Origin of the sequence: Aquella oligotrophica, assembly GCF_002892535.1 — a bacterium.
GTDB lineage: Bacteria > Pseudomonadota > Gammaproteobacteria > Burkholderiales > UBA11063 > Aquella > Aquella oligotrophica.
Window position 1 is genome coordinate 2,380,456 of record NZ_CP024847.1, and the last position, 22,441, is coordinate 2,402,896.

Genomic DNA, 22,441 nt, shown 5'->3' on the forward strand with positions numbered 1-22,441 from the left:
TGGCTGGTATCTTATCTTATAGCGCTTCAAAAATCGCCGCAGCACCCATCCCCGTACCGATACACATAGTTACCATTCCGTAACGGAGTTTATTACGGCGTAAGCCATGAATTACTCTGGTTGCAAGCACGGCACCAGTTGCCCCCAAAGGATGTCCAAGCGCAATAGCACCTCCATACGGATTGACTTTATTTGCATCTAACTTCAAATCTCTGATTACTGCCAAAGATTGGGCGGCAAAGGCTTCATTTAGTTCTATCCAGTCAATTTGTCCCAGACTTAGTCCTGCATTTCCAAGTGATTGTGGGATTGCTTTTACTGGACCGATTCCCATAATTGCGGCTGGTACACCCGCTACTGCAAAATTAACAAAACGCGCTAGTGGAGTGAGGTTATTTTTCTTTAGATAATCTTCACTAACCAGTACCAGTACCGCAGCTCCATCAGTCATTTGTGAGCTATTACCCGCGGTTACCGAGCCTTTAGCAGCAAAAGCTGGCTTTAATTTAGCTAGTCCTTCCTGTGTAGTATCGGCACGAATACCCTCATCAGTGTTTATCTGTTTGCTAGTCTGTTTTATTTGATTAGTCTTCAAATCTGGAACTTTACGAATTAGCTCATAAGGAATTATCTCTTCGTTAAAATAACCAGCCGCCTGAGCCAAGGCTGCTTTTTTATGGCTTTCTACTGAAAAAGCATCTTGATCTTCACGACTAATCTGCCATTGACTAGCAACATTTTCTGCGGTGATACCCATACCATAAGCAATTGCAGTATTTTCATCTTTTGCAAATACCTCTGGGCTAATTGAATAGTCATTGCCACCCATTGGAATCAAACTCATTGATTCTACACCACCAGCTACAGCGACTTCAATTTCGCCAGCCTGAATCCGATTTGCCGCAATTGCTATCGAATTTACCCCAGAGCTACAATAACGGTTAATTGTCATTCCTGGTACACTATCAGGTAATCCAGCCAGTAAAGCTGCAACTCTGGCTATATTCTGCCCTTGTTCAGCTTCTGGAAAGGCACAGCCAATAACTACATCACCAATATCTGCCGGATTTACTTTTGATTCGGCAACGGTATGTTTGATTATATGGGCAAGTAAATCATCTGGACGCACATTTGCAAAACTACCCTTTTTGGCTTTAGCCAATGCTGAACGTCTGGCTGCAACTATATATACTGATTTCATTTCTCCATGGCTCCTAAATAAATTTAGATTTTAAAACTATCAAACTGCTGTAATATTTAACAAGAATAAGAAACCAAGCGACGCCATGTACATATGAGCACATAAGGAGCTTTGTGACGCAATTATTGTTAAATAATTCATGCAGTTAATTGCGAAGAGGTTTACCAGTTTCCAGCATATGCTGTATCCTCGCCGCAGTTTTATCGCTAATTGCAAGTTCAGCAAATCTGGCTTTCTCCAGATTCAAAACCCAGTCTTCGCTAACAATACTTCCTTTATCAACTTTGCCACCACACATTACTTCAGCAATATTCCTAGCAATCAGGTAATCATGGTCTGAAATTTGCTTACCTGCATACATATTAACTAGAAGAGCATTGATTGTTGCCATACCCTGTTCACCAAATACGCTAAATTTACCTTTAATAGGCGGTAAATATCCAGCCAGTGCCATATATTTTGCCCGTTCTTTGGCAATTAACAATACTTCACGACTATTCATAACTATCGTATCAAATTCACGTAAAAAACCCATCTCTTGAGCTTCTCTAGCAGAGGTTGCAACTTTCGCCAAAGCAAGATTTTGATAGCGTTTAGTCAAGTCCTGCCATGGGTCTGATGCTTGTGATGCCCTTAATGCCATTTCGGTAGTTCCACCCCAGCCAGGCAAAAGCCCAACACCAGCTTCAACTAACCCAATATAAGACTCAAGAGCCGCAACCACAGCATCACAATGAAGCATGATTTCACAGCCACCACCAAAGGTATAGCCTTTTACAGCGGCAACCACCGGAATCCGACTATAACGTATTTTATTAGCAATAATCTGATGCCCTTTGCCGATAATCTCATCAACTGCTTCAACGCCATTCATCATGATAGCAAAACCAAACTCTTCAAGATTGGCCCCAGCAGAGAAGATATCTTTTTCCTGCCAGATTACCATTGCCTGACATTTATCTTCTGCGATAGCTAGAGCTTCATCAATGCCACTTAAAACACTCATACCAATAGTACACATCTTGGTCTTAAAGCTTAAAATACCAATATCATCACCAGTATGCCAGAGTACTACACCATCATTTTCATAAAGAACTTCTTTTTTTACATCAACCTTTTCATTAAGTAATAACTCTGGAAATATTTGCCGTTTATAAACTGGCAGTAATTCAAGATTAACCAAAGATTGCTTAACAAAGTTATAATGTTTACCATCTGCATAAACACCATCTTTCTGATTATTTACCCAAGCAGGTAATTCACGATTGGCTATTGTTTCACCACTTTTTATACCGTCATTAATCCAGTTACTCACCTGCTGCCAACCTGACTGTTGCCAAATCTCAAAAGGACCTTCTTTCCAGCCAAATCCCCAGCGTAAAGCAAGATCAATATCACGTGGAGTATCAGCAATTTCACCAAGTAAACATGCACAATAGTGGAACAAATCACGAAATGTTGACCATAAAAATTGTGCTTCGGGATGGCTTGAATTATGCAGCGCAGCCATTTTATCCGCCCAAGATTTTTGCTGCAAGATTGCTAAAACATCTGGATTGGCTTTTTTATCAGCAGGAATGTATTGTCCGCTTATGGTATCAATAACTTTTATACCATCTTTATCTTTACGGAAAATTCCGGCTTTGGTTTTTTGCCCAAGACTTCCTGCTTTGATAAGCTTCTCCAGCCATTCAGGTATTACATAACTATGTTCAAATCCATCTTGGCATTTGTTAGTCATGGTTTCAACTACATGAACAAAGGTATCAAGACCAACTACATCAGCAGTCCTAAAGGTTGCTGACTTGGCACGACCAAGATTTTTACCAGTTAACTGATCCACCACTTCAAAAGGGATTTTATATTTCTCAGCATAATGGACTACCGCCATCATTGAGAATACCCCTACCCGATTCGCAATAAAGTTTGGCGTATCTTTAGCTTCGATTACACTTTTACCGAGATAGGTTACTAAAAATGTTTCTAATTCAGGTAATACATGTGAAGCAGTGCCAGCATGTGGAATAAGCTCAACTAATGGCATATACCGTGGTGGATTAAAAAAATGGATTCCACAAAAATTACTCCGTAAGTTTTCTGGTAAGCTATTAGCAATCTCAGTAACACTCAATCCCGAAGTATTAGTAGCCAGTATTGCCGTAGGATTGATGTAAGCGGCTACTTTATGAAACAGATCAAGTTTCCAATCCATCCGTTCGGCAATTGCTTCAATAACTAAATCGCAACTACGTAATTCCTCAAGACTATCATCATAATTAGCTACTGAAATATACTGGAAAGAACGGGAAGAGGCTACAGGGTTGGGATTTAATTTTGCCAGATTGGCAACTGACTTTTCGGCAATTCCATTTGGGTTTTCAGGGACTTTAAGATCAAAAAGAATAACTGGAATCCCCGCATTGGCAAAATGTGCACCAATCTGTGAACCCATTACTCCAGAACCAAGAATTGCAACTTTACTGATACGATTTGACATCTTTCTATCTCCATTAGCGTAAAGTATTTCAACAATAGATCTCTTTCATAACCCATTATTTTGCTCTTATACTAGGAATAAAGACTTTGAAAAACGGAATGTACACATTAGTACATGTGTATCACAGAAGTCTTATGACAACGTATAAGAGTTAAAGAAGCAAATTAGGAAAGAGATCTAATATTTTTGTTGTGATATTGTAGCGCATATGCACTATCAATACATCATGCAACGCAATAGTTAGAGTAGCAGTAAAGTAGCTAATTAATGTGCGGTTTAACGCTCAATAGATTTTGCCTTGCCGATAAATTCGAGAAGTTGTTGTCTCGTTGGATACCCTTCGGTATCACCGCGAACTAGGGTTGCCATGGCACCGACACCATTAGCCATTTCGCCGCACTCGTTTAGAGGTTTATTATCAACTAATCCAGATAAAAAGCCAGCAGCAAATCCGTCCCCGGCACCAACAGTGTCTATGAGCCTATGGACGTGGAATCCTGGCACTCTAACTTTATTAGAATTATCACTAATTATGCAACCATCCTTACCAAGTTTAATCACTACTAATTTGATTCCCATTTCGTGGAATTGCTCGCAGATTTTATCAATATCGCTAGTCCCGAGTAAAAACTCTGCCTCATCCAAACCAGGGAAAATAATATCAGCGTTTTTTGCCATCTCTAGCAAAGTTGTTTTTGCTTCTTGTTCAGACCAGAGTTTTAAACGCAAATTAGGGTCAAAAGAAACCATTACCCCAGCATCACGAGCAATTTGTATGGCTTCAAATGTTGTTTCCTTGGTATTTGCTGATAAAGCAGGTAAAATCCCAGTCGTATGCAAAATTTTGGCATTGACGATATATTCTGGATTAATAAGTTCCTTACCCATAGCAGTAATCGCTGCGCCCTTACGATAATAATAAACATTGGGATTGGAATTATGATACTGCTCTTTAAATAAAATCCCGGTTGGTAGATTATCATCTAGAGTGACCTGGCTTAAATCGATCCCTTCACCTTGCAAAGCGTAGCGCACATAACGCCCAAATTCATCATTGCCAAGCCTAGATATCCAGCCAGCTTTATGACCCAACCGGGATAATGCGATTGCTACATTTGCTTCTGCTCCACCGATAGACTTAGTAAAATTATGCACAAACCTTAATGGTCCCGCATCTGCTGGACTAAAAACAACTAGTGCTTCACCAAGGGTAACCAAATCTTTTTTCATTTATATCTCTTTTTATCTAGCAATTAGAAATTAAAATAATTTTTGGCATTATAATAGCAAATATTCTGGATAAGTTTGCCAAGCTCTGCTTCATCATTTGGATATTCGCCATTTTCAACCCAGCATCCAACGAGATTACATAAAATTCGTCGGAAATATTCATGCCGTGTATAAGATAGAAAACTACGTGAATCAGTGAGCATCCCAATAAATGTGCCGAATGCACCAAGATTGGCTAATGCACGCATCTGCTCTTCCATCCCATCACGTTGATCATTAAACCACCAACCAGAACCAAGCTGCAATTTACCTCTCGCTTCTCCAGTCTGGAATGCCCCATAACAGTTGCTAGCACATAATTATCTTTAGGATTAAGGCTATAAAGAATTGTTTTGGGCAACCCATTCCGGTTAATTGCATCAAGAAGTTTAGGTAATGACTCTGCTAATTGAGTATCATTTATCGCATCAAAGCCAGTATCGGGACCAATCCTCTCAAGCATTAGACTATTATTATTCCGCGTAACATTCATGTGATATTGCATTGCCCAGCCATAGCGCGCATACTCATTACCGAGAAATATCAATGTCCATGCTCGGAATTTTGTTTCTTCAGTAAAACTTACTTTTTCACCTAAAAGAACTTTGGCAAAAATCTGCTCTACCTCTTCTTGGCTAGTTTCAGCATAAGGGACATAATTCATGCCATGGTCAGATACCTTACAACCGACATCATTGAAGAATTTGATCCGTGCTGCCATTGCCGTTTTAAATTCAGAATAGCTTTCAATTTTTAATCCAGTAATTCGCCTAAGCTTATCAAGCCATGATAGATAATTCGGGTTATTTATATCTAGTCCACGATCCGGACGAAATGAAGGCAATACTTTTGTAGCTAATTTACCGTGTAATTGAAGATGAATTGCCAAATCGTCAGTCGGATCATCAGTGGTGCAAATAACTTCCACCTTTGATTTCTCAATGATAGCGTTAACATTTAAATCACCGCTTAGTAATTTAGCATTAGCAAGATTCCAGATAGTTTCAGCATTTTTTTCATTTAAAATTAAATCAATATCAAAATAGCGCTGTAATTCAAGATGAGTCCAATGATAAAGCGGATTACCGATCAATTGCGGTATCGCTTTTGCCCATGCTAGAAATTTCTCATAATCCGTAGCATCCCCAGTGATATATTTTTCATCAATACCACAGCTACGCATCGCGCGCCATTTATAGTGATCTGCCGCAAGCCAGATTTGAGTTATATTTGCAAATTGCTTATTTTCCAGAATCTCGTGCTGTTGGATATGGCAATGATAATCAATAATTGGAAGATCTTTGGCATAGTTATGATACAAGCTTACTGCAGTGTTATTTGAGAGTAGAAAGTCTTCATTTAAAAACGGTTTAGCCATTGCTATTTCCTGAATATAAGTTTACATATATTGGAACAATTATCCCATGATACAAACCGGGTTTATTGTGTATCGAAATTTTGCATAATGATTATACTATTTTAGCCGTTCTCTGATGATTAATATTAAAGCCAATATTATGCCTGTAAAGATTCACTACCCCTCTTTCATAATCAATTGTCTAGCTCCTAGAGAAGAATAAAGCCTTTGTCTTAAATTTAATTATGGGAATATAGTAGATATTTTATCTATTGCATTAATAACATAATATTTGCTAAAATCGCGAACTTTAAATTTTCCAATAGGGCATCATGAGTAATTTAAAACCCAAATCAAAATTAAATACACTATTATTTGTCTTCATTATCCTAATATTATTGGGGTTAAATTTTAGCAACTTCAGTTTCAAGCATTTTTTACCAGGAATTGCCCTATTAGCTGGAATTATCTTGACAGCAATCCAGAATGATGATGCGATAGCCCATTATTCAAAATTATGGTCAAGCAAAGTTCTTAGTTATGCAATCATTTTTCTTGGTTTTGGCTTTAATTTAAGCAATATTTTAAAAGCAGGAATGGCAGGAATCGGTTATACGGTAATTAGTATCGGTGGAACACTATGCCTTGGACTACTAATCGGAAAATGGCTCAAGAATCAAGATAAAATTTCAATGCTAATTAGTTCTGGCACTGCTATCTGTGGTGGTAGCGCAATTGCGGCAATAGCTCCGGTTATTCGTGCCAATCATGCAGAGACAGCCGTAGCCATGGGTGCGATATTTTTACTAAATGCAGTTGGCTTGATTTTATTTCCAATAATTGGCCACCATTTACATCTTACGCAAAATGAGTTTGGATTACTTTCCGCACTTGCAATTCACGATACATCTTCAGTTGTTGGTAGTTGCCTTGCTTATGGTTCAGAAGCGCTAATGGTAGGCACAACAGTTAAACTAGTTCGAGCATTATGGATAATCCCAGTTAGTCTAATCATCGCTGCAATCTACTCGAGAAAAAATCATGAAGAAGCACATACTGGAAAAACCAAAAAACCATGGTTTATCTTATGGTTCATCTTAGCTTCTCTGTTGGTAACGATAGTACCAGGATTACAGCCAATAGGAAGTCATTTAAAAGAGTTTGGTGAATCACTATTTGTAATTGCATTATTTTTAATTGGCTATAATGTTTCATTTAAAAACATCAAAGCCGTGGGCGCAAAAGTATTTATTCAAGCAGTATCACTATGGGTAATTGTTTCCTGCTTGGTACTTGCAGCATTGAAGCTTCATTTATTACATTAAGCTCTTTCCAAATAGGATAGGCTTTATTTCAACCACTATCGCAGTATCTCAATATCTGCTAATATTTTTGTAACCTGTGGCTATAAATAATGTAAAATTACTGAAATTAACAAATCAGATAGCCTCAGGTAACAACAATAATGCTAAAAATTCTTAAATTAATGCACAATGAATTAAACCTGCCAATTATTGTGATCCTCATTGCTGCAATAATTGGGATCTATCATGTTTTTTCATATATGATTCCATTTACAGACAACGCTTTTGTGGTGACTAATATAACCCCGGTTGCTGCTGATGTTTCCGGATTTATTACCGATATCCATGTAAAAAATGGTCAGCCCGTAAAAAAGAACGACCCGATATTTGTAGTTTATCAGGAGCCATATCGCTTGGCATTAGCACAGGCTACAGCTAACTACCAGCAAGCATTAAAAAAAATCGTGGTACTACAAAAACAAATCGATAAAACTAACGCATTAATTAAATCAACGCAAGCAGAACTGGATAAAGCAAAGTACGAACTAGGTTTAAAGAAAGATATTAGCGTTGCTGAGGCTGTTCCCCAACTTGAAATTCGTAAACTTGGCTATGATGTAGAAACATTGGCAAATCGGCTTAACTCGTTAAAACAAGAAGTTGAAGTATTAAAAGCCCAGATTGAAGAGCAAAATCAGACTGTTGCCAGTCTAAAAGCAAAAATGGATGACGCAAAGGTAAATCTTGATTTAACAACAGTCAGAGCGCCTGCTGATGGTGTAATTGATAATATGTACGTATCACCAAATACCCCAATCAAAATTCATGAACCAATATTTTCATTTATAGATACGTCAAATTATTATATTCAGGCAAACTTTAATGAAACTGACCTGCGAAATGTTCGGGTTGGAGATAAAGTCTATATCATGTTACGCATGTATTACTTTGATAAGATCTTTCATGGAGAAATAGTAAATACACTATGGGCAGCAGAGCGGCAGACAACTGCTCCTAAAAGCCAGATCCAGAAAGTCCAGAATGAAAATGAATGGCTATTATTGCCACAACGCTTTCCAGTACAGATAAAGATTCTTGACCCAGACCCAAACTATCCGTTAAACCCGGGATCAAGTGCATATGTTTATGTCTCAACCAAAAAATAGAATCATTTAAACCTGACTTAATTTATCAGAAAGTGAAATTTAAGCCAGTTTAGCAATTGACTTATAATTTTTAAAGAGATACTAAATTCGCTAATTTGAATTTGTTCAATCAAATCATTAGCAAAAGTTATCTACGTCTAACATAAATCCGCTTTTTCATATTTTTCAGCTCATCTTCATCCTGAATTGCTCGGCCACCACTAATCAAACTTACACGCATTAATTTCAGCAGTTTTCGATGTGCTTCAGAAAATAATGTATTAGCATTTAAATAATCACAGATTAATTCCAGATTTGGAACCCCTTCCTCATTTGGTTTACGCATATCTTCTTATTCCCTTTATTTATTATAGCTCAGGAAAATACTATAGTCTATTTCAAAACACAAATACAGTAGTATTTATGGATAATCAATTTTCCAAAAATGCAAAATAACTCCACTAAATTGGTGTTGCTAAAATTATTAATGATATGCTAATATGAATTACTTATAGCTAGAGAGGTTATTATGAGAACAAATCAGAAAAATAGTATGCTATTACTACTTTGCTCGTTGGGATTACTTGCCTGCAATGGCGGAGGTAGCTCAGGAAGCAGCCCTAACTATACTGGTTCAGTCTATATGATACTAGGTAATAATAGTATCCAAAAATGTCCGGTAGGTGGCAATCAGGTAAATTTTAACAATTGTCAGACAATAAATGGCAATGGGCTTTTTGAATCTCCAACCGCAATAGCATTTGATAATGCTGGAAACTATGCCTATATTACCAATCAGAATAACTCAGTAACCGAATGTGCAGTTGATTCTAACGGAATGCTAAATTCTTGCATCCAATTAGGTAATAATCAAAACTGGTTTTCCTCACCCTCATCAATACTAATTCAGAATAATTTAGCATATGTAGCAAATCAAAATGGAACTATCGCTCAATGTAATATTGAGAGTAATGGGCAGTTTTCTAGCTGCAACAACTTTGTTACTATAGTCAGTTTTTCTTCAATAACTGCGAATGGTAATCAGTTATATGGACTTACTTCACCAATTTTAACTTCATTATACACCTGTGATTTAAACAACCTTAGTGGCTGTACTCAAGTTTCTTTTGAGTCAAGTAGCCCCGGGATGTTAATTGGAAGTCCATTCCAAATATACTATAATAATCAACAAAATTTACTTTATGGAGCGTATAGCAATTCAATAGTCTCACTTGGATTACTTGGTGGAGGTATTTATGGCTGTACTTTCTCAAATTCAAATTCTGTGTCTTCGTGCTCTAATTCATATCTGCTAGGTGGATTCATTGGTGCATTACCAACCTCAGCATCAATCTATACCTTAACTACTGACAATGTTAATAATGGGTATTTTATTGATTACTATGAAAATTACAATATAATCACACAAGAAGTACAACAAAAGGGAACATTCCTAAATGCATGTAACATTGGTAATGATGGTTCTTTCAATAATTGTACGATGTATCAGTTAAATTCTGATAATCTATACTTTAATACTAACGGGAATTTATATATTGCTTATCTGAATCGATAAATTGAAAAAATCTCACGGAAAACCGTGAGGTTTTTTTATATAAGCTCCCCTTTCTAATCACGATCCTCCAAGATCAAACATCCTCATAAAAAATACGTACTCCTCACCTACTAATGCAGTCTAGTATAAAAATAGTCAACACCTAAAAATAGGAAGTGACTTTCTAAAAATAGCTATATCAAATAAGCATGGCTATTTATTACAATTGACACCTAAGATACTATAAAAAAACATATGACCTCTTTCTGCTATAGCAAAACATTTAGACTTAGCTTAGCTCGCACTCTGGTAAAAATTAATTACGGAAGATCAAATGCTGAAACATATCAAAAACAACCCAAATCATCACAGTACAATAATTTCATCACCAAAAACCAAAGGATTTTCGATAATTGAATTAATGATTGCTGTAGCAATTCTTGGAATACTGGCAGCGATTGCAATACCAGCTTATGACATATATGTAAAACGCGCTCAAATCAGTGAGGGGTATCATTTTGCCCGAATGGCAGCGCTAAGTGTTGCGGAATATTATCAAACCAATGGTGTTTATCCAGCAACACTGGCTCAAGCAGGGATAAATGCAAGCAATACTGGTAACTATGTAACAGGTGTAAGCATAGCTAGCAATGGCGTAATCACAGTATCTTTATTATATGGTAGCAATCAAACTGGCAGTATCGTATTTACCCCTAGTTCGAATTAAAAGGACACCTAAAATGAATCAAAAAATTATTTTTGCCAGCTTATTGGCATTATTTTCTAGCTTACATTTACCAGAGGCTAATGCTAGTGGAGCTATCGTCTGGGCATGCACTTCACCAGATATTTCGAGTCAATATTTACCGTCTAGCTGCTCAAGTACTGGCAGTAGTCCAACACCAGCACCACCTACTCCTAACCCAACTGCATCTCCGCCACCGCCACCACCTCCACCAGCGGAAGGCGGTGGCGGATCTATGTGTCCTCCTTGGTGTAATGGGCAATATATAGGATCATAGGTCCATGCTAAAGAATAATTAATCGGGAATTTCGATCAATATTTCTGGAAATAGCGACTTGGGAACATTTAAGTGATATTTAAGTGTATACGCCTTTTGTTTCAGACTGGGTAGGTTTACTACATTAAGCTTCTCATAAAGACTTCTTCTAACCAGTTTGCCAATGGCATTCGCTGTGGTTTTTTGCTCATAAAACAGATTAATCACACAGGCAATTTCTTCATATGAATGAAAGTGAAACATTAAAAATAACACTTCCTGCTCTCGGGCAATTAGACCATTTGCATCGGCTATATTTAAGTTTAAGGCTGGGTCATCAGTCTCAGCTGGAGCTGTCCTTGTTATTTGAAGGGATTGCAAATAATACCAATTTAATGGTTGTTTTGGTACATAACCACGAGCGTGAATTAAAGTGCCATCAACTAGTTTGTTATATTCGAAAACCAATACTCGGTATCGTTCTTTACGCCGAAAATTGATCCCAATATATTGAAAGCTGTCTTTACCAGATAATTTATGCGAGATAAGATCAAGATCTTCTTTGTAGACATTATATTGTAGAAAAAACTCATCATATAGGTTTTTGCCAATAATATCTTCTGGCTTAATGTCATCTGCATTAGTCCAGACACCTAAAGATGGTTCTGTAATCGTTAGAATATTAAAACCTACGTCAATTAGAAAATTTATTTCATTCTTATTACAAAATAGATATGGGAATGTTTTAATTAAGTTGGTGGATACATCATAAGACATTATTAACCTCACTTGTACTGATTACTCTAATACTAAATTAGTATACAAATACTTGGAAATCAATCCCAGATTAACGACACCAGACCACTCTACAATCGGTAGGCTTTTTTAAAAGCCACAACGCTAAAGTTTATTTTATTAGAATACGTCTCTCATAAAAAGGAACGTGTAGTAATAATCTTAGAAAAAATTACTAAGATACTATGATACCACAACCGTTCAATAAAAAATACCTTTCAATGTATTTTTCTAGGGGAAAAGAAATGTTTGATGATTTATCATTGTTTATAAATATAGTTGATTGCGGTAGTTATAGTAAAGCAACGAATAAATTAAATTTATATCAATCAAAAATTAGCCGCAGGATGAAAAACCTTGAAAATTCACTAGGAGTAAGTCTATTTAAGAAAAATACACGCAAAATGGAATTAACCGACACCGGAATGGTAGCATATAAAATGTTTAAAAATTCATTTTCCTCGTTACAAAATAAACTTGATGATTTTAGCGCATTAAATAAAGCAGTTTGCGGAGAAGTAAAAGTTATTTTACCCCCTTTATTTGCTAAGATATATATCAACAATCAGATATCAAAATTTGTATCTAATTACCCTGAAATTAAACTAAGACTATCATATTTAACAGCAAATGAAGAAGAATTGAATTATTTTAATAATTATGACTTGATAATAAATCACCTACCACCAAGTAAGCCATATCATATACTGAGAGTGTTATTTGAAAGTAAACTTATTTTAGTTACAACAAAAAATTATATTGACAGAAATAATGAAATTAAAAATCTTCACGACCTGATTGAGCATAAGATTATAACAACAGCCGAAAATGAGAAGCAACTATTAGCTTATGGTGAAAATAGTCATATTAATCAGAAAATTTCCCTTGGAAATGGCATTATAAATCTTAACTGTTGGAATGCAACGTTAGATTTACTACAACTAGGCGATACTATGGCTTTTATTCCCGAGTTCGCAATTAAAGCAGAGTTAAAGTCAGGTGCGTTAACTAGAGTATTGCCAGAGTTTCATTTCGGTAAGATTAAGTATTATCTGATTCAAGCAAATCATGAAACCAGTATGAAACATGAGATTGTCAAAGAATTTTTATACAGCTGTAGCCTTCCAGAAAACAAAGAACAAGATAACAGTATTAAACTACACCTTCAAAAAGACATTACTAAAAACAGCAGATTAAATTTATTAACTACTACTGCAAACAATAGGGGGCTCGAGCCTAATACTTACTCTTTCAGACTACGGTGAAATAATACACAGATATATAATAGAACTTACGCATCGACAAATTGATAATTTCATGTAACCATTGGCATTACTAAATTTTAACAAATATTACTCTCTAGTTAAATTAGAGAATTAAATTAAATTTGTAAATTCACTACAAAACAAATCAACAACTTAATGTAGAAATAATTTAGGCACGCAAGTTCTATATAAATTGTGTGATTCATAGACATCATTTCACTTTTTTGAGCCTTTTTCAGCTCCTGAATTGCCATTTCAGCATCGTAGTTATGGAGCTGAATATGCTCTTTTTTGTAATATAGTATGTAGCTAGACAACCAAAGCGGATTATTCCTAACCAATTTTAATCCATGAACCTAATAATTATTTATACATCTAAAAATAGGAAGTCAGACTTCTATTAATAGCTATATCCAAACTTAGGAAGCTACATTTATAATCGCTAGTTTATAAACAGATTATGAGTAATTATCTAAACTAGGCTAACTTTTTAAATAAGATTGATTATACAGTTAAAGATAAATATTAATCATCTGATTATTAAATTTTTAATTTTTTCAAGGAAGAATCATGCAAAATAGAAAAAGAATCATGCTCTTGCTAATGGCTAGCAGCATGCTTGGTTGTAGCCAAGGTGGTGGCGCCAATAGCAGCAATAGCACCCCACAACCTGCTCCGCTGACAAAAGAGCAAGCAGTAAGCATAGATGCAATGACAACTGTACCAAGTCTTAATGGCTCAAGTACTAAAGGTGTTCTTTATATTCATAACTATGGAACTACCCTCATTGATAACCTTACCTTTAATGTAAGAAATAGCTCGACAACGAAGCAAACTAAAGCTAACTCAAAAATAAAACAGGCTAACCAATTAGCCCAAAAATCAGCGAAAAAATCACTCGCAGCAAATGACGTTCAGAACCAACTGTCATTAAATGACACCTCTAAGTGTACGTCAATTCCGGCTGGTGGTTACTGTACTATCAGCTTTACTACTCCTGTACTTGAGTTTGCAGACAGTGGTACAAGTGTAGTAGAAATGAATTACAAGCAGAATGGAACAATGAAAAAAACACATCAATTAGTAAACTATGCTTATGTTGATGCAAGCTCTAAAAACAGCATAAATCTACTAGGTAACACCTCTGTTGCAATGCCACAAACTAAAGCCCGTCATATTGTAGGCTATCTGTATGCCACAGGTAAACCCGGTACAGTCTTTAATAATGTAGAAATTGCCAAATCAATCAATTATGCGGGTTTCAAAGTGGTTCGCGGCTTTGTTGCTAAACAACAAGTTACTGTGGGGCAAATTATTCCAGTTGAAATGGAATTGGAGCGTCAAAGCAACAAACCATTATCATTTCAAACATATGCTAAATGGGATAATGGAACTGTAATAAATAAATCAGCACTAAGAGCTGACTCTGTAAATACGGGCAATCCAGCTTCAATTAGTATCGACCCACTAAGTAATCAAGTAAGTTTTATCGTTGGTCAGGCTGCTATAATGCAAGCACCAAGCACTCAAGACAATATTGTCAATATTATCAATAATGGTAGTGCGGATGCTGATAGCGGCATTGAAGTTGTTGCTATTAGTGGTGATAGTCACACTAATCTGATTATCGACAATAACTGCTCAAATAGTCATTTAGCTCAAGGTGCAACTGATAGTTGTCAGGTGAAATTCTCTGTAACTGACTATAACTCAGGCAATGCTTTAGTAGAGTATCGTTATAAAGGTGAAAAAATTGCTTCACAAACAATCTACTGGGTAAATAATAAGGCAGTTCCCTCAATTAAGGCCACACCAAACACAAGTTCGGTAACCTATGATGCAGCGAGTACACCAGAAGAGATAGTAACCTACACTATTCAGAATATTGGTAAAGCTCCACTACAATCAGCAAGTTACTCAGCAAGACTTAGTAATGCTAGTATAACTGACTGGGAGGAAGTAACTAATAATTGTACTACAACTATCAATCCAGGCAGTAGTTGCCAAATTGAAAGAAGATTTAAGCCTAAATCAGCACATGGCATCGGTAATAGTTTTTATACAATTGCAGGTAGCTATAACGGTAAAAGTTATAACTTTGCATCATTACCAATAAAATACACTATTAATGGTGAACCATTATTGTCTATTAGTGCCTCTAATAATGTTATGGTATTAGTTGCTGATGGAGTTAGCACTGTAAGTAAAACATTCTCAATTAAAAATGATGGTAATGTAAAAGCAACTAACTTGAGCGCAAATCTTATTGATACTTCAGCCAATGACCCAAAACCAGTGATAGATGTTAATGGTTGTAGTAGTGACCTAGCCAAGGATGCTAGTTGTGAAATAACCGTAAAATATGGACCTGCTCCCTTAGACTATAATGCATCTCAAACCGGTACTGCTACACTAGAGCTAAATTACAAAGGTGGAACTAGTGATGCAGAAAGAAATGCTCAAAAAACAACAGATTACGAACTAACAGGTCATAATAGCAGTGTTGTTGTTGATGACCCAAGTGGTGAAAACACAAATGGTAGCGGAACACAAGCTGATCCATTTACAACTAACTCAACTGTTGAAGGAAGCAAAATTACAATTGAGTATCATAATAATACTGCGGTTGATATGAATAATTTCAATGTAAATACAAATACTATTCCTTCAGGATATATTATTTCCCCAGAAGAAACAACCTGCGCTACAGGAACTAGTGTTTCTGATTTGAATGCCCATAGCAGTTGTAAATTGGTATTAATAATTGATCCAGCAACACTAGCAGACGTACCAGGAGCTACCTCAGAAATGGATATTAGCTTCGAAAAACCGCAAACTAGCTGGAAAATTGATGACAAATCATTTACACAACCAGGTAATGGAACAATTTATGTAAATTACTCACAGCCGCAGGCAACTTTTGGTGCTGCACAGGTAGGAACTTCAATAACTCTAGATCTATCTATAGCAAACAGTAGTTTATTACCTGCTACAGCAAATCCAAAATTTGTATTAGATCAGTTCTTAACTGCAGCTCCGACTGTGTCAAGCGGCTGTACTAGTACTCTGGAAGAGGATTATGGTGATGGGATGGGATATTACTCAGTTAGCTGTGATTTAAATCAAGGTAGCCCACAAATAACCTTACCAATGCCTGATTATCTGTGTGACATCACTATTGATAACTTCCTGTCAGTAGAAAATGCTCCTGCTAAAACAGTAATGCCAGCATACTTTGGTTTCCAGTACACTGCTCCTCAGTGTAGTATCTAAAATCTACTTTAGATAAAAATGACTGCATTACGCAGTCATTTTTATTACCTAAATATAGAACGATGACTTCTATAAATAGCTATATTCAGACTTGACATTAGATTGTTATAATTCCTGAATCTATCAACTTAATGAAGTTTAGGGTGTTTAAATGAAATTTTTTATAAGTCAACTTAATAAAAAGTTATTACAAAGCTTATTTATCGGAACTATATTCCTAGGAATAACCGCCTGTACAGGTAATAAGCAGCCTAATGACAATAACCAATTTCTAGATAGACAAATTTTGATTGATACTGTCGGAACAATTCCAGTTATAAATGGAAAATCTACCAATAGTGGAGTTTACATTCATAACTTGAGTAGCATAACAATAAATAATATCAATTACCATGTGATTAATGGCACCACAGATTACAAACTTGAGCTCGATAACAAGGAAACCTGTAGTGAAATTGCCCCTGGCGGAAGTTGTTTATTAAAGTTCACTACTCCAGAGCTAAACCCTAGCGATGCAGGAAGTGCATTACTTGTCGCAGAATACAATGGTAAACAAACTAAACAACTACTTAACTACCAATACATTGATCGGCATAACTATCAGAGAGTAAGCTTTAGCAATCCATTGATTCAACTTGATCGTAGCCATCCATACGCAACTGTTTATGCTTTTAATCCGCTAATAAATCAAGGCTATTCAGGGAAACTTGAAATGGATAATACTAGTAGTCAAATTGTAAATGGTATAAAGGATAATAAATTAATTTTGGCAGCAAATCAGGTTCTCCCAATTGAGATTAAACTAGCAGATATGATAATGGACAAACGAACAAGTATGTATCTTGCAGAAGATACAGAACAACCAGTAATGCAGATTATGGTTAGCCCTGAAAATAAAGCTAATCTCCTTGTTAGTAATAGTGGAGTTTTAGACCTAACAAAAACAACTATCGGTAAGTTTACCCTATACAATAATGGTGTTTCAACTGCTACTAACATCAATCTAATTGCAGACAATGCAAATAAAATCATGATAAGCCCAGACAGTGAAAATGGCTGCATTCAAGGGGGTGATCTTGAAGCTGGAGCCAGTTGTAATTATCAGCTAACTGTACTAGATAAAAATGGCTCTGACGTAAGGGTACTATACCTCAGTTACAATAATGGAATAAATGAAATACGTGAAGCTCATAGTCTGGCATATATCGGAGATACTAAACAACCATCACTACGGATAGCACCTGAAATATCAAAACTGAATATCGATGGTGGCAATGTTGCTCAAGTTAAATTTATTCTCAACAATATCGGTGACTTATCACTTGAGGGGATACAGAATATACTGAGGAGTACACAGCTACAATCTACAGTGGGAATAAATACTGTAACAAGCAACTGCAAGGACACTCTTGCCGCAGGTAGTAGCTGCCAAATAACAGCTCAGATAGATGCAGTAAGTAACTGGAATGAGAGCGGAATTATTTACTTATCTACCGAAGGTTATAATTCTATAAAAACAACTAAACACTATAACTTTGTGAGCTTACCATTAAAGGTGGAAGTTACCGATAAAACCCAGTTAGCACTCACAGATTTTCGTCCATTAAATGAGGCTAACAACATTCGAATCAATACTGAGCTTGAATTATTTTTTAATAAACCAGTTAAGCTTGACAGCATGATTAGCCCAAATATCGAGCTTGAAACAAATGCTGGGGAAAAGGTTACACTTGAATCAGGTGTAGCGATCACTGATCAGCATATATCACTTAAACCAGACACCACCCTTAAAGAAAACACTCAGTACAAAATAGTAATAAATCAAACAGCTATTATGGATCAGAATGGTAAACCACTTGGAAATGATAGCCACTACATAGTGGGAAGCTTTACAACTGGAGATTTTACTGCTCCGACTATCATTAATTTTGCTCCGACAAACGGGCAAAGCAACGTATCAACTACTAACCCGGATATTTTTGTGCGATTTAGTGAAGCCATGGATACAAGTACCATCAATACAAACTCGATTTATCTGGAGAGCGATATTGGTAAAGTTAAGTTTACAGGAATAAGCACACGGATTGAAAGTGGCGAAAGCATGGTACGCGTCATTTTGAGCAATGGTAATGAGCTTGCAAAAAAAGTCCAGTACAATCTGATTATTGATGAAACACAAATTAAGGATAAAGCAGGAAATCCAGTTGGAAATAATAGCAAAACAATTTTATCAAGTTTTGCTACCAATAACGGAAATGCCCCTAAAGTAGAACAAACGCAAGGAACTGTTAGATCTAGCTTTGCAAAAGTAATCAACGGGATACTTTATGATAATACTGATGACACTGGGGGTTCAGCAACTGAAATAAGGCTTAGTCTTGGTTTTAGAAATCAAGATATGACTCGGATTATTGATAAAATTGAACTTAATAATACAACGAAAAGCAAATTAACTCAGCTAGACATGATATTAGTATCTGATACCTGCCAGCAAAAGCTGGCATATAATCAATACTGTAGCATAAGCTACAGATTGCCCGGTAATGTAAGAAGAAATCCAGCTAATTTTGATTTTAATTTTACATGGGGATACAACATTTATACCGATAATTCACAAAACATTTACAGTATTGAACTACCAAAATCTCCATGGCAAAATATTGCTATAGTTAATCCAACTTTTACGATTGAGAGTTTTGTCCAGATTAAGGATGCATCTAAAACTATATTATTAAACTTCACAAACTTGTATAACCCTAATCTTGGTGGTAACGATATTAACATTGGTAGACCAAAAAGCGGTCAAACTTGTGCAACATATGATTCAAAAAATGCAAGTCAGCAATGCAGCTCAAACATGGTAGCAGATTCATATACAGGTAAAAAAACATTAACAGTTACTGCTTGGAGTATTGTTACAGTTAGCCAAGATTATGAGGTGGCGCGATTAATCTACGTCACTCAAAATAAATACACAGGAAACCTTGGTGGGGTTAGTGGAGCAAATCAAAAGTGTCAAGCTGAAGCACCAACTGGCACCACCGCTAAAGCGTTGCTTGAACTATCACGACCAACAATAAAAGGCGCGAGATATTTTAATGTCTATGATGATTTTGTCGGTACCGCTCTTGATAATAATACTTTTAGAAGCGATGGTTCATTAGAGTCAGCTATTGACATCAACAAAGATGCTACAACATGGTATGGTTCAGCAGCAAATCCAGATAGAGATTGTTCGAACTGGACTATGACTGGGGTTGCTTGGGCTTCAACTGGAAGTTCAAAATACAGCACCGCACAATGGAATAGTTTTGGATCAGCACAATGTGGGGCAACATTATCTTTATTTTGTGTAACACAATAATTCAAAGACCTATTCAATAAACATAATTAAAGGGGTAATTATGAAATATTTGAGAGTATTTGAATGGAGGTCAGTATCTGCTGTTGATTATATAGCCACGACTAATAACTGTAATTTTGAATATACAATCAGAGTGGTTGGCTATAGGTTTCAACTTAGGATAAGAGCCACAGATCATACAAATGAAATATGTAGAGAATTTAACCGCTTACATGATGCGATGCAATTTGCATATGAGCATTACTGGGAGCAAATCAATTTTAATAGCTAATAAAGCTATCTTTGAGGAATTATGAAGAAGAGTTATATTATCAGTATGATAGCCGCCAGCTTGTGGTCAATAATACCCGCAGCTAACGCCAGTGCTTATTTGAATGTCAATGCGGGGGTCGGCACCCAGCAATTTTTGGATCAAAACGCCACATTTGCCACCACCCTAAATGCTGGCTACGAGTTTAACCCATACTTTGCTCTGGATGGTGGTTATGCGATGCTTGTAGGTACTCAATACAATGGCAATCAGGGCAATAATGTTTTTATGAATGTGGCAGCCAAGGGGATTTTGCGTCCAGCCCGAGATCTGAATCTTTATGGTCGAATTGGTGGAGGGCTTGGTAGTATGAATTGGACAAACAGTACAAATAACAATAATAGTTGCAACAATGAGATTAGTGCAGTTGGTCTAATCGGGGTTGGATTAGGTTATAGCATCACTCAAAACCTTGAACTACACTTGGAAGATAATGCTTATATACCACTTGGAATAGGTTCGCAATCCTCTGGAGTTGTTAATTTATTACTGGGTGGGATTCAAATAAATTTTTAGCGACCGTAAGTCGGTCTATTAAAAAGGTGAAACTATAAAATGCGTAATTATTTTAACATCTTCTTTACATCAATAATTTTTTGTGGGGCAGTATCTGCTACCAGTTATACACTGATAAAACCAATGGCTGATTGCGAAATTGATAAAAGTTGTAGTCTAAATAAACATTTATATGCTAAGTTGGATAACTATTTCATTGTTCCTGAAAAGCAAATTATAGGGAATACTGAGCAGGCACTAGTAATTAATATTGGTGAAAATGCCAGCTCATTGACTCCTTATGCAGTAATGTTAGATAGAGATATATCCAAAGATGTCAAACTAAAAGATATCAAATGTAATTCTCACGATGCAATGTGCTACATCCTCTACTCATCCAATAAAAATAGTGCCGTTATTGCAATTAATATAACTAGTTTACGCAATAGCTCAGGGAGCGATTATCAGGCATCAGTTCTTCCATTTAAGCAATCGTATATAAGTATTGAGCTATTAGCAGATCACTCGTATGAGTATTCACCTTCACCAGCAAAAATACTGCCATTTAAGTTGCATTAGTAGATTATTTACAAGAACATAAAATTTATATCAATCTTTTAGGCAAAATTCATGGAGTATTTTATATTAGTCTTTTTTGGAGTCCTCACCGGAATGACTGCTAGTTTGTTTGGTTTTGGTGGAGGGTTTGTAATCGTACCACTAATCTACCATATGGTTGGGAATAATCCACATGCTATGCAGATTGCAGTTGCCACATCAACTAGCATCATGATAATTAATTCAATAAATGCGATTTACCGTCATAATCGAGCAGGAAATATATTATGGTCGTGGGTAACACCGATAGCGTATTTTATTGGCATAGGAAGTATTTTTGGGGCAGCATTGGCAAGTCATCTGGGTGATAAAGTGGTTAAATATACTTTCGTGGCATATATAAGCTATGTGATTTATGACTGTCTAACAAAAAAGGAATTTATCCAGCAAAAAGCAAGCAGCAAAACTCTTTCTACTCAACAAAAAATCTGGAATGGATTGGGTATAGGCATTATTGCCAGTGCACTTGGAGTTGGAGGCAGTGTACTTACCGTTCCTTTAATGCGTAAATTGGGGCTAAGTATGAAGCATGCTGTTGCTTTAGCCAACCCATTAAGCTTACCAGTGGCAATAATTGCTACTATTATATATATTATCCTTGGTGAGAAGACAAATATTAACCCTGACCACATGTATCTTGGTTTTATTTATCTGCCAGGGGTAATCATTCTTTCGATTTGTGGCTTTATTGGAGTACCTATTGGTACGCATCTTGCAGGAAAGATAAGCGATCAATTACATGCAAAAATATATATTGGCTTACTATTTATAGCCATATTGAGCATTTTGGTTTAGCATATTTTATGGCTAACAAGATGTAAATATCTCTGTTAGCAAAGTTCATGGGTAATTGCGATGCATTTACCATGATTGACAATCCTGTATCTGGCTTACTTCCTCACTATTCCCTTGGTAAGTCCAGATACAGAGAGCTGTCATTATATCATCAAAGTTAAAGATCATACCAAATTATAGATAACTATTACCACCCT

The 22,441-nt window shown here is 36.2% G+C and carries 16 protein-coding genes and 1 pseudogene; 11 read left to right on the forward strand and 6 right to left on the reverse strand.

The annotated features are described in order from the left end of the window. Nucleotides 1-16 precede the first annotated feature (16 nt). From CUN60_RS10865 to uxaC, 4 genes and pseudogenes are all read right to left on the reverse strand, one after another. Nucleotides 17-1,201, reverse strand: coding sequence for an acetyl-CoA C-acyltransferase (locus CUN60_RS10865; protein WP_102952059.1), 1,185 nt, complete (start codon nt 1,199-1,201; stop codon nt 17-19). A gap of 145 nt (nt 1,202-1,346) precedes the next feature. Further along, complete coding sequence (locus CUN60_RS10870) at nt 1,347-3,698, reverse strand: 3-hydroxyacyl-CoA dehydrogenase/enoyl-CoA hydratase family protein (RefSeq protein WP_102952060.1); 2,352 nt, start codon at nt 3,696-3,698, stop codon at nt 1,347-1,349. A gap of 276 nt (nt 3,699-3,974) precedes the next feature. Beyond that, nucleotides 3,975-4,928 (reverse strand): sugar kinase, encoded by a 954-nt coding sequence (locus tag CUN60_RS10875; RefSeq protein WP_102952061.1) that lies wholly within the window; start codon nt 4,926-4,928, stop codon nt 3,975-3,977. 23 nt (nt 4,929-4,951) lie between these two features. Beyond that, nucleotides 4,952-6,345 (reverse strand): annotated as a pseudogene (uxaC, locus tag CUN60_RS10880) (glucuronate isomerase). Between the two features lie 311 nt (nt 6,346-6,656). Here uxaC and CUN60_RS10885 point away from each other — a divergent pair. Together CUN60_RS10885 and CUN60_RS10890 are read left to right on the forward strand one after the other, a co-directional pair. Next, nucleotides 6,657-7,649 carry a YeiH family protein gene (locus CUN60_RS10885; protein WP_102952062.1) on the forward strand — a complete coding sequence of 331 codons (993 nt, stop codon included), beginning with the start codon at nt 6,657-6,659 and terminating at the stop codon, nt 7,647-7,649. A 140-nt stretch (nt 7,650-7,789) separates the two neighbouring features. After that, nucleotides 7,790-8,794, forward strand: a complete 1,005-nt coding sequence (locus CUN60_RS10890) for an HlyD family secretion protein (protein ID WP_102952063.1) — start codon at nt 7,790-7,792, stop codon at nt 8,792-8,794. Between the two features lie 127 nt (nt 8,795-8,921). Here CUN60_RS10890 and CUN60_RS10895 read toward each other — a convergent pair whose 3' ends face one another. Beyond that, a complete protein-coding gene (locus CUN60_RS10895; RefSeq protein ID WP_102952064.1) occupies nt 8,922-9,119 on the reverse strand; it encodes a hypothetical protein in 198 nt (65 codons plus the stop codon). Between the two features lie 183 nt (nt 9,120-9,302). Here CUN60_RS10895 and CUN60_RS10900 point away from each other — a divergent pair, with 183 nt between their 5' ends. From CUN60_RS10900 to CUN60_RS10910, 3 genes are all read left to right on the forward strand, one after another. Further along, nucleotides 9,303-10,349 (forward strand): NHL repeat-containing protein, encoded by a 1,047-nt coding sequence (locus CUN60_RS10900; RefSeq protein ID WP_102952065.1) that lies wholly within the window; start codon nt 9,303-9,305, stop codon nt 10,347-10,349. A 313-nt stretch (nt 10,350-10,662) separates the two neighbouring features. Continuing rightward, on the forward strand, nt 10,663-11,055 hold the full coding sequence (locus CUN60_RS13360) for a pilin (protein WP_102952066.1): 393 nt from the start codon (nt 10,663-10,665) through the stop codon (nt 11,053-11,055). A gap of 13 nt (nt 11,056-11,068) precedes the next feature. Next, the gene (locus CUN60_RS10910; RefSeq protein ID WP_102952067.1) at nt 11,069-11,350 is read left to right on the forward strand and encodes a hypothetical protein; all 282 of its coding nucleotides are present in this window, start codon (nt 11,069-11,071) and stop codon (nt 11,348-11,350) included. 18 nt (nt 11,351-11,368) lie between these two features. Here CUN60_RS10910 and CUN60_RS10915 read toward each other — a convergent pair whose 3' ends face one another. Next, nucleotides 11,369-12,106, reverse strand: coding sequence for a helix-turn-helix transcriptional regulator (locus CUN60_RS10915; RefSeq protein ID WP_102952068.1), 738 nt, complete (start codon nt 12,104-12,106; stop codon nt 11,369-11,371). A 263-nt stretch (nt 12,107-12,369) separates the two neighbouring features. On the opposite strand from CUN60_RS10915, the gene CUN60_RS10920 reads away from it, so the two are divergent. From CUN60_RS10920 to CUN60_RS10955, 6 genes are all read left to right on the forward strand, one after another. After that, nucleotides 12,370-13,389: a LysR family transcriptional regulator gene (locus tag CUN60_RS10920; protein ID WP_158649400.1), complete on the forward strand. Its 1,020-nt coding sequence runs from the start codon at nt 12,370-12,372 to the stop codon at nt 13,387-13,389. A gap of 570 nt (nt 13,390-13,959) precedes the next feature. Beyond that, nucleotides 13,960-16,662 (forward strand): COG1361 family protein, encoded by a 2,703-nt coding sequence (locus tag CUN60_RS10930; RefSeq protein ID WP_102952071.1) that lies wholly within the window; start codon nt 13,960-13,962, stop codon nt 16,660-16,662. A gap of 151 nt (nt 16,663-16,813) precedes the next feature. Then, nucleotides 16,814-20,026, forward strand: a complete 3,213-nt coding sequence (locus CUN60_RS10935; protein WP_102952072.1) for an Ig-like domain-containing domain — start codon at nt 16,814-16,816, stop codon at nt 20,024-20,026. Nucleotides 20,027-20,318: 292 nt separating this feature from the next. Next, nucleotides 20,319-20,852, forward strand: coding sequence for an outer membrane beta-barrel protein (locus CUN60_RS10945; RefSeq protein ID WP_102952074.1), 534 nt, complete (start codon nt 20,319-20,321; stop codon nt 20,850-20,852). Nucleotides 20,853-20,891: 39 nt separating this feature from the next. After that, nucleotides 20,892-21,410 carry a hypothetical protein gene (locus CUN60_RS10950; protein WP_102952075.1) on the forward strand — a complete coding sequence of 173 codons (519 nt, stop codon included), beginning with the start codon at nt 20,892-20,894 and terminating at the stop codon, nt 21,408-21,410. 51 nt (nt 21,411-21,461) lie between these two features. Next, entirely contained in the window at nt 21,462-22,244 is a 783-nt protein-coding gene (locus tag CUN60_RS10955; protein ID WP_102952076.1) for a sulfite exporter TauE/SafE family protein, read from the forward strand. The last annotated feature ends 197 nt before the right edge of the window (nt 22,245-22,441 follow it).

What these genes read in the sequence shown, in the direction of transcription:
- CUN60_RS10865 (WP_102952059.1), bottom strand. Translation starts at nt 1,201, where the DNA reads ATGAAATCAGTATATATAGTTGCAGCCAGACGTTCAGCATTGGCTAAA.
- CUN60_RS10870 (WP_102952060.1), bottom strand. Translation starts at nt 3,698, where the DNA reads ATGTCAAATCGTATCAGTAAAGTTGCAATTCTTGGTTCTGGAGTAATG.
- CUN60_RS10875 (WP_102952061.1), bottom strand. Translation starts at nt 4,928, where the DNA reads ATGAAAAAAGATTTGGTTACCCTTGGTGAAGCACTAGTTGTTTTTAGT.
- CUN60_RS10885 (WP_102952062.1), top strand. Translation starts at nt 6,657, where the DNA reads ATGAGTAATTTAAAACCCAAATCAAAATTAAATACACTATTATTTGTC.
- CUN60_RS10890 (WP_102952063.1), top strand. Translation starts at nt 7,790, where the DNA reads ATGCTAAAAATTCTTAAATTAATGCACAATGAATTAAACCTGCCAATT.
- CUN60_RS10895 (WP_102952064.1), bottom strand. Translation starts at nt 9,119, where the DNA reads ATGCGTAAACCAAATGAGGAAGGGGTTCCAAATCTGGAATTAATCTGT.
- CUN60_RS10900 (WP_102952065.1), top strand. Translation starts at nt 9,303, where the DNA reads ATGAGAACAAATCAGAAAAATAGTATGCTATTACTACTTTGCTCGTTG.
- CUN60_RS13360 (WP_102952066.1), top strand. Translation starts at nt 10,663, where the DNA reads ATGCTGAAACATATCAAAAACAACCCAAATCATCACAGTACAATAATT.
- CUN60_RS10910 (WP_102952067.1), top strand. Translation starts at nt 11,069, where the DNA reads ATGAATCAAAAAATTATTTTTGCCAGCTTATTGGCATTATTTTCTAGC.
- CUN60_RS10915 (WP_102952068.1), bottom strand. Translation starts at nt 12,106, where the DNA reads ATGTCTTATGATGTATCCACCAACTTAATTAAAACATTCCCATATCTA.
- CUN60_RS10920 (WP_158649400.1), top strand. Translation starts at nt 12,370, where the DNA reads ATGTTTGATGATTTATCATTGTTTATAAATATAGTTGATTGCGGTAGT.
- CUN60_RS10930 (WP_102952071.1), top strand. Translation starts at nt 13,960, where the DNA reads ATGCAAAATAGAAAAAGAATCATGCTCTTGCTAATGGCTAGCAGCATG.
- CUN60_RS10935 (WP_102952072.1), top strand. Translation starts at nt 16,814, where the DNA reads ATGAAATTTTTTATAAGTCAACTTAATAAAAAGTTATTACAAAGCTTA.
- CUN60_RS10945 (WP_102952074.1), top strand. Translation starts at nt 20,319, where the DNA reads ATGAAGAAGAGTTATATTATCAGTATGATAGCCGCCAGCTTGTGGTCA.
- CUN60_RS10950 (WP_102952075.1), top strand. Translation starts at nt 20,892, where the DNA reads ATGCGTAATTATTTTAACATCTTCTTTACATCAATAATTTTTTGTGGG.
- CUN60_RS10955 (WP_102952076.1), top strand. Translation starts at nt 21,462, where the DNA reads ATGGAGTATTTTATATTAGTCTTTTTTGGAGTCCTCACCGGAATGACT.